The sequence below is a fragment of the Shigella sp. SIG3 genome, from assembly GCF_053555855.1.
On the sequence record NZ_JBQZXE010000298.1, the window covers coordinates 1 to 628 of the forward strand.

The 628-nt window shown below is 52.1% G+C and carries 1 protein-coding gene; it reads left to right on the forward strand.

Features of this window, described 5'->3' with window-relative positions:
- A partial coding sequence (locus tag ACUU1I_RS21055; RefSeq protein ID WP_449144938.1) for a vimentin yjdA occupies positions 1–628 on the forward strand: 628 nt, incomplete at both ends.

Genomic DNA, 628 nt, shown 5'->3' on the forward strand with positions numbered 1-628 from the left:
AGAGGCTGAAGCACAGTTCCGGCCTGAGCTGGAGAAAATCGTCAGCGGGATTGAAACAGGTTTTCGTGGCACGGCCCTGTACGCCACAGAAAACATTGCCGGTCGCATCAATACCCGCCTGGAGGATGAGGGCTTTACCGTAAAAATCAGTTTTCCGGCAGTCAGTCAGTTACAAACCCGGCTCGCGGTAAAAACAAATCTGAGTGCGCTTATGGAGGAAAGAACGGAGACCGTCACCCGTCGCCGTCGGCAGCGTGGTTTATGGGGAAAGATTTGTGGAGCGTTTGGCACCAGTGACTGGGGCTGGGAAACCTATAAAGAGGATGTGAGCCGCAGTGTTATCAATATCAACACCGTCAGGAAGGAAGTTATGTCACTGACCCGGGCATATTTCGGGGAGCTGCAGGCATCCATTGAGCAGGATATTAACCAGCCCGTCCGCCAGGAAATCGATGCCTTTTTCTGCGCATTCAGGGAGAAAGTTGAACAACTGCGTAACACGCTGATTCAGAGCTCTGAAGATCATAAACGCGATCAGCAGGCACAGGAACGGCTTACCAGGCGACTTCAGGCATTAAATGAAAGGGTTCCTGAGCTCATTACTGACAGTAAGGCGCTGAGGGAAGAG